The organism is Persicitalea sp., assembly GCF_041751555.1.
In the GTDB taxonomy this organism is placed as follows: domain Bacteria; phylum Bacteroidota; class Bacteroidia; order Cytophagales; family Spirosomataceae; genus Persicitalea.
This window is the reverse complement of record NZ_JBGSXF010000667.1, coordinates 1-7,348: the sequence shown is the minus strand read 5'-3', so window position 1 is coordinate 7,348 and position 7,348 is coordinate 1. Positions and strand designations below refer to the sequence as shown.

General features: G+C 49.9%; 8 protein-coding genes and 2 rRNA genes. 5 read left to right on the top strand and 5 right to left on the bottom strand.

Annotated elements, in window-relative coordinates; translation table 11 throughout:
* The 3 genes from ACEW8P_RS23560 to ACEW8P_RS23550 form a co-directional block, all read left to right on the top strand.
* Nucleotides 1-141 (top strand): 23S ribosomal RNA (locus ACEW8P_RS23560); the annotation flags it as partial.
* A 168-nt stretch (nt 142-309) separates the two neighbouring features.
* Nucleotides 310-421 (top strand): 5S ribosomal RNA (rrf, locus tag ACEW8P_RS23555).
* Nucleotides 422-566: 145 nt separating this feature from the next.
* Complete coding sequence (locus ACEW8P_RS23550; protein WP_373515513.1) at nt 567-1,112, top strand: DUF2911 domain-containing protein; 546 nt, start codon at nt 567-569, stop codon at nt 1,110-1,112.
* A gap of 82 nt (nt 1,113-1,194) precedes the next feature.
* Here ACEW8P_RS23550 and ACEW8P_RS23545 read toward each other — a convergent pair whose 3' ends face one another.
* From ACEW8P_RS23545 to ruvX, 3 genes are read right to left on the bottom strand one after another with little or no spacing between them, the layout of a single operon-like run.
* Complete coding sequence (locus ACEW8P_RS23545) at nt 1,195-1,884, bottom strand: response regulator transcription factor (protein ID WP_373515512.1); 690 nt, start codon at nt 1,882-1,884, stop codon at nt 1,195-1,197.
* Nucleotides 1,885-1,905: 21 nt separating this feature from the next.
* Nucleotides 1,906-2,484, bottom strand: a complete 579-nt coding sequence (gene def / locus ACEW8P_RS23540; protein ID WP_373515511.1) for a peptide deformylase — start codon at nt 2,482-2,484, stop codon at nt 1,906-1,908.
* A 39-nt stretch (nt 2,485-2,523) separates the two neighbouring features.
* Nucleotides 2,524-2,958, bottom strand: coding sequence for a Holliday junction resolvase RuvX (gene ruvX / locus ACEW8P_RS23535; RefSeq protein WP_373515510.1), 435 nt, complete (start codon nt 2,956-2,958; stop codon nt 2,524-2,526).
* A 239-nt stretch (nt 2,959-3,197) separates the two neighbouring features.
* Here ruvX and recJ point away from each other — a divergent pair, with 239 nt between their 5' ends.
* Together recJ and lptB are read left to right on the top strand one after the other, a co-directional pair.
* Nucleotides 3,198-4,922 carry a single-stranded-DNA-specific exonuclease RecJ gene (recJ, locus tag ACEW8P_RS23530; protein ID WP_373515509.1) on the top strand — a complete coding sequence of 575 codons (1,725 nt, stop codon included), beginning with the start codon at nt 3,198-3,200 and terminating at the stop codon, nt 4,920-4,922.
* Complete coding sequence (gene lptB / locus ACEW8P_RS23525; RefSeq protein ID WP_373515508.1) at nt 4,919-5,650, top strand: LPS export ABC transporter ATP-binding protein; 732 nt, start codon at nt 4,919-4,921, stop codon at nt 5,648-5,650. The genes recJ and lptB overlap by 4 nt, the downstream gene beginning before the upstream one ends.
* A gap of 98 nt (nt 5,651-5,748) precedes the next feature.
* Here the strand turns inward: lptB and ACEW8P_RS23520 are convergent, their stop codons facing one another.
* Both ACEW8P_RS23520 and ACEW8P_RS23515 read right to left on the bottom strand, forming a co-directional pair.
* Nucleotides 5,749-6,474, bottom strand: a complete 726-nt coding sequence (locus tag ACEW8P_RS23520; protein WP_373515507.1) for a hypothetical protein — start codon at nt 6,472-6,474, stop codon at nt 5,749-5,751.
* A 67-nt stretch (nt 6,475-6,541) separates the two neighbouring features.
* A partial coding sequence (locus ACEW8P_RS23515; protein ID WP_373515506.1) for a DUF3320 domain-containing protein occupies nt 6,542-7,348 on the bottom strand: 807 nt, incomplete at its 5' end.

Here is a 7,348-nt window from a genome sequence, read left to right as displayed (position 1 = left end):
CATCTAAGTGCGAAACCGGCCCCAAGATGAGTCCTCCCTAACGAACAGGGCCGTTGAAGACGACGACGTCGATAGGCCGCAGGTGCAAGCGCCGAGAAGCGCTGAGCCGAGCGGTACTAATCGCCCGACAGAACCCGCGCGACCGCGGGCCCACCTCTCTTGTCTCCCGCATGTTTAATGATTCTCTTTGAGAAAAAGTGGCAAAGGCACAGAGTTGCAAAGCGGCAGAGTGGGCCAAGCCGAAGAAGAGTAGAGAAAAACAAAGAAACTAGGACGCGCCCCCCGCAGGGGGGCAGCCCCTTCCGCCCTGATGGCGGCCACGGGGCGGGTGCCCACCTCTTCCCATCCCGAACAGAGAAGTTAAGCCCCGCACCGCCGATGGTACCGGTCTCACAGCCGGCAGAGTAGGTAGCCGCCACCTTTTTACACAAACAAGAAGCCCCTCCGCTATTGCAGAGGGGCTTCCTTGCGTTTAAAAGGGTGTCGGTTCACTCTAATAATTTACAAATCAGCCCTTTTCTTTATCTTTGGATAATTTTTCACAAACCCTTCTTCATTTAACTATCATGAATAAATACCTAAAATGGACATTGATTGTGGTCGGTAGCTTGGCCTTGATCGCTTTTGTCGGTTTCAAGATTATGACCGCTAACACTAAAAAAGCCAGTCCTGAGCAAACCGTTTCTTTCAACGAAGGCTCGAAAAACGTAGAAGTCTACTACAATCGTCCGTCCAAAAAGGGGCGCGAAATCTTCGGTGGCCTGGTACCTTACGGCGAGGTCTGGCGGACGGGAGCGAATGAAGCTACTACTTTCACCACCGAAACCGAACTCGTCATCGACAATAAACTCTTGCCCGCCGGGAAATACACGCTTTGGACTATCCCTGAGCGCGACAAGTGGACGGTAATTTTCAATAAAAAGGAGTACAGTTGGGGAATTAACTTCGATGGCACATCCATCCGTGAACCGGAAGCCGACGTTTTGAAGGTGGAAGTTCCCACCCAAACCATGGACGCGCCCGTTGAAATGTTTACGATCGACTTTGATCAGTCCGTTCCCGCCATGCAAATGGCCTGGGACAAGACAAAAATTTCGGTACCGATTAAGTAGAAAGTTCATGAGCTCAGCGAAAAACTAGCTCTGCACTTCATCTACTCATGAACTTTAAACACATAGACTCATGAACTCTCCATCACCAGCTTATCCGAAATCCTACTCCGTGTACATTATCGATACGGAGGTTGGGGTCGCCACTGAGGTACTTGCGGAGGCGGGATATAAAGACATCCAGGCTGCGGCCCATGAAATAGTCGTCGTCCCCCCAAATGGCTTTCAATAAGTCTTCGCGCTTGATTACCTCGTTCGGGCGCTCGGCCAAATACTTCATTACTTCCGCCTCCCGAAAGGTCAATATGTGATCGCTACCGTTCAGGGTGAGCATCAGTTTTTGAAAATCGAACAGATATTTGCCCACGCGTAATGGCATACTATCATTAGGTGTCGGCGTGTCGTCCGTTTTGGAGCGACGCAGAAATACCTCGATTCGCAAAATCAATTCCTGAATACTGAATGGTTTGGTCACGTAATCGTCGGCACCCAGACGCAGGCCGTGTAGGCGGTCGTCAAGTAACGCTCGGGCAGTTAGAAAGAGGATAGGGATGTGCTGGTCGACGGCGCGGATTTTCTCGGCGACAGTAAAGCCGTCCATCTTGGGTAGCATGACGTCCAATACGCAGATGTCGAAGTGTTCTTTCTGAAAAGTATCCCAACCTTCCTGCCCATCGGTACAATGTACGATCTCGTATTCGTTGGCTTCAAGGTTGTCCTTGGTGGCAAAACCCAGGTTTGGGTCGTCTTCGACATACAGAATACGGGCGTTCATGCGAAAAGAGGTTTATGGGGGCTATTTGCGACGATGGAAACGCATCTGGTATTCTACGTCTACGATGCCTTTGGCGATATCGTTTAGCTTACGCTTAAGGAGCTGGCGCTTCAATGCGGGGAGGTAATCGGTAAACAGCTTGCCTTCCAAATGATCGTATTCGTGTTGAATAATGCGGGCGGCCATGCCCTCGTGGGTTTCTTCGTGCTCATGCCAATCCACGTCGCGGTAGCGAATCGTCACGATTTCCGGCCGATAGACTTCGCCGCGAATGCCGGGAATGCTTAAACAGCCTTCCTCGAAAGCCCAGTCGTCACCATCTTCTTCGACAATTTCAGGGTTGATAAATATCTTCTTAAATCCTTCCAAAGTAGGGTCTTTGTCTTCCTCCTCTTCGTCCTCATTCATCGCGGTGCCGTCCACCACGAAAACCCGAATGCCCAGGCCTACCTGTGGGGCAGCCAAGCCCACGCCCGCCGCATCATGCATAGTTTCGAATAAGTCGTCTGACAGTTTCTGCAAGTTCATTTCGTCTTTTTCGAGCGGCTTCGTCACTTTTCTCAGGATGGGGTCTCCGTAGGCTACAATGGGGTAAATCATTAAAGGAAATGATGAGGGGGTCGCCCCCGCGATGATGAATTATGAGTGATGAGGTGGATTCAGGCGCTGACTTTCCATGTAGGATTGTAGGATGATTACGGCGCTGACTTTGTCTAGGTTGCCTTTTTCCTGACGCTCGCTTTTTTTGCTGCCGCCCGCAATCATGGCTTGCAGAGCCATGGAAGAGGTAAACCGCTCGTCGTGTGAATGCACGGGAATGTCAGGAAATGTGGCTTCCAATTTTTTGATAAATAATCGCACGGGTTGCGTATTATGTGTATCGCTGCTGTCTAGGCGACGCGGTAGGCCAATGACGATAGCCTCTACTTCCTCGAAGTCTATGTATTTTTTCAAATAATCCAACAGCAAATGCGTAGGCACTGTTTCCAGAGCCGTGGCAATAATTTGCAGTGGGTCGGTTACAGCCAATCCAGTTCGCTTGGAGCCGTAGTCTATCGCAAGGATGCGGGGCATTTTTAATTTTGATTGAGGGATTGAGAGGTTGAGAGAATTGAAATCTGAACCCAGTATTCACTAATTCTCTCAATCTCACACTCCAAATTAGCTCGGCAAAGATAAGGGCTTTCAATGGCTTTCGGCAAGTTGGCTTTTACCAAAATCGGGAGTGGGGAGGGAGTGTTAAAGTTTCTTAATTGATTTTACGCTTTTTCTGCATCCCTTTGGGAACACGCCTTTTCCGTATCTTTGTCCCTATGACTGAAAAACGCTGGATTTCTGCCACCGAACTGACAAAAGAACAAAAGACAACGGCCGACACCCTGGCCGAGGCGATCAACGTCAGTCCATTTCTGGCGTCTTTGCTGGTGCAGCGCGGAGTACATGATTTCGCTGGGGCCAAACACTTTTTTCGGCCTGATTTGTCTTCCCTGCATGATCCTTTCCTGATGCAGGATATGGACAAAGCCGTGGAACGCCTCACAACAGCGATGGCTAAGGGCGAGAAAATTCTGGTATACGGCGACTACGACGTGGATGGCACTACTTCCGTGACCATGTTCTACGGTTTTCTCAAAACCATTTATGACCAACTCGACTACTATATTCCCGACCGTTATATCGAAGGCTACGGCGTATCTACGCAGGGTATCGATTGGGCGGCCGAAAACGGATTTTCCCTAATCGTGTGCCTCGATTGTGGCATCAAGTCCGTGGACAAAGTGGAGTACGCCAACACCTTGGGCGTGGATTTTATTATTTGCGACCACCACCGTCCCGGTGAGGTGCTGCCGCCCGCCGCAGCGGTACTTGATCCCAAGCGTTCGGATTGTAACTACCCCTACAAGGAATTGACGGGCTGCGGGGTGGGGTTCAAGTTTCTTCACGCCTTTTGCCAGCAAAACGGGCAGGATTTGGACTTGCTTTACCCTTATCTGGACTTGCTTGTTGTGAGCATAGCTTCCGACATTGTACCTATTACGGGCGAAAACCGCGTTTTGGCTTATTACGGCTTGCGGCATCTGAACACCACGCCGCGCGTCGGACTGAAGGCTCTGATTAAAATCGCGGGCATCCATAACGCGCTGAATATCCAAAATGTCGTCTTCGGACTCGGACCGCGAATCAATGCCGCCGGGCGTATCAAACACGCTAAGGAAGCCGTACGGCTGTTGCTGTGCGAAGACGAGACGGAGGCGGACGATTTTGCCCAGGAAATCAACAAGCACAATAGCGATCGCCGGAAATTCGATACTAGTATTACCGAGGAGGCTCTGGCAATGATTCAGGAGGATGTGTGGCTTTCGGGAGCCAAGAGCACGGTACTTTTTAAAGAAGACTGGCACAAAGGCGTTATCGGCATCGTAGCGAGCCGTTGCATCGAGCATTTTCATCGACCCACCATTATTTTGACCAAATCCAACGGCAAAGCCGCCGGGTCGGCGCGGTCGGTACCAGGCTTTGATGTCTACGAAGCCATTGAGGAATGCGCCGATCTGCTCGAGCAGTTCGGCGGGCATACATTTGCGGCGGGAATGACGTTGCCCGTCGAGAATGTCGAAGCTTTCCGCCGACGCTTCGACGAGATTGTGAGTAGTCGTATCCTTCCCGAGCAACTCACTCCCATGATTGAAGTGGATCTGGAACTCGATTTGGAAGATATTTCCTGGAAAGCCTATAAAGTACTGAAACAAATGGGCCCCTTTGGGCCCGGTAACATGATGCCCGTATTCGTGAGCCGAGGCGTGTCCATTGCCGGGAAGCCGGCGATTATGAAGGAAAAGCACATTAAGTTCAACGTTTATCAAGACAACTCGCCGGCATTTACGGTGATTGCTTTCAGTATGGCGCACATCTACCCCGATCTTATGGATGGTAAAACATTTGATATTTGTTATGCGCTGGATGAGAACACCTTCCGCGACAAAACGACGTTACAGTTCATGCTGAAAGACATCAAGTTTCATCCATCCACACCATGATCCTCAGAACCGAAAACCTTGTCAAGAAATACGGCGCCCGACTTGTCAATGATAACGTTAGTTATCAAGTCGAACAGGGCGAAATCGTCGGGCTTCTTGGGCCCAACGGAGCCGGAAAAACGACTTCGTTTTACATGGCCGTCGGTTTGGTCAAGCCCAACAGCGGGCACGTATATCTGGACGATCGTGATATTACCAGCCTGCCGATGTATAAGCGGGCGCGGTTGGGTTTAGGCTATCTGGCGCAGGAAGCTTCTGTCTTCCGGCAATTGACGGTGGAGGAAAATATCCGAGCCGTGCTGGAGATGACGGATTTGTCGCGGCAGGAACAACGGGATAAGGTTGAAGAGCTCATCGAAGAGTTTAGCCTGGAACATGTGCGCAAGAACAAGGGAATGGTACTCTCCGGCGGTGAGCGCCGCCGTACGGAAATCGCTCGTGCCTTGGCCGTAGATCCCAAATTCATCTTGTTGGATGAACCCTTCGCGGGCGTGGATCCGATCGCCGTAGAAGACATTCAGACTATCGTAGCTAAGCTGAAACACCGGAACATCGGCATCCTCATCACTGACCACAACGTGAACGAAACGCTCTCGATCACCGATCGTGCTTATCTTTTATTTGAAGGAAAAATCCTGAAACAAGGTACCGCCGAAGAACTCGCCGAAGACGAGGTAGTACGACGCGTGTACCTTGGACAACATTTTGAGTTGAAAAGGAAGGTTTAAATTAGTGATGAATGGTGACCGAGCTGGCGCACCAGTGATGAATGCTCAGTATTTGGCACGCGTGAGTCAGCCATTCATCACTCATCATTCACAATCCATTACTCTATTTTCTCCCACACCTCATGAATAGGGTCGCCTTTGCTGCTTTTACCGGAATGATCCCATTTACCGTCGACTAGTTTCCAGTCAAAACTCAGATCTGCACCCACGCGGAAGCGGTCGCGGGAAAAGAATTGAATGTGTTCTGTGTATTCGCCATTTTTGATGTCATAGGTACCACCACCCGTTCCGTAGAAACCTTTTACTGCCGGATCGATGGCGGCCCACTGAAAGCGGGTTCCTGAAAGGATTTTCAGCGTCTTGCGGGTACCAGTTTGGTGAATTTCCATCATCTCGCCCATGCCATCTTTGGCGCGTCCCGTGATGTGCCAAGTGCCAGCCATTGGCTTTTCCTTAGCGTCGTCTACCAGCATCCAGACCAATTCTTCATCCTCCCCGCGCAGCGTCAGAATACTGTCCTTGCGGATAACGGTGAATACGACCGATTTATTGATTCTAGCCGTGTCGTTGGTATTAAACTCCGTGGTGTAGGTCATCTGGTCGCCCAGCATCGTGAAGGGGCCGCCCTCAGTACGATCAAAGTACTTGTTCAGGATGCTGTACGAAGCGATCATCAAGTAGTCGTCGGCCACAATTAGCGAAGCAATACTGTTATTAGGCTGCTGCGACCGCCACGCGCCTTTGATGGATTGAGCTATCGTCTGAGAGGAAAAGAGTCCTCCGGCTACACTCAGGATGATAAAGAGAAACAATGGTTTTTTCATAGGAAGTAGAGTTAGGTTTTTTTGAGTAGAGAAAGGTACTCAAAAATTGTTCCAGGGGCTTTTAAAATCAACTTTTACTAGTAGTCAATTTTTCAGCCTCTTGCTGTAAATCTCCTTTCGAAATCAAGTATTCGATTCGGGAATTGATTATGTCTCGGAACTCAGCACTAATAGCTTTGAATCCCATCATTACACTTACCTCCTTTGCTGCTTCTTCTCGAGTAAGGACTTTAGCAAATTCGGCAATGTGAACGAGAGCAAAGTCTATTTCAGCAGGAGGAATATGTATGGGTTTTCGGACACCGGCCGGGGCGTTTTCATTTCTTTCCCGAACCGTTAGCGGTACACTTTTCAAATTGAGGTAAGATCCATCCCGCAAAACTGATTGGTCTTTTACCAGTATGCCTACTCCATCCGCCACTAAATCCCGGAATTTACTACCAGCCCGGCTCCAGCCCCACTGTTCGCGCATTCGGGTAGTAAGTTCATCTATGTGCATAGGACTTTCTACGGCAAGTATTTCGCGCGCTATATTGGCGATTTGTGAAGGGTAAAGTGCGTATGGGTCTGGATCAGGTACGCGTAGACCTTGGGCAAATTCGTAAGGGACAGCGAAAGCAGACATTTCTTCTTCCTCGCGGATTAGATGAAATACGTTTTTCTCTTCTTCGGGTTTGACCAGGGCAACCCGATCAGATTCTGTCAGTAAAGCCAGAGCCTCATCGTAAGCAGCTTTTATCTTCTCTAATTCCTGATCTTTCTTGCGAAAGAAATCAATTCCCCAGAGCCGATGAATGATCCACCCTTGAGCTTCAAGGATGGACTGTCGCAGCCGATCACGTTCCCGCGCCGAGGGGGAGGAATGGTAGGCGAC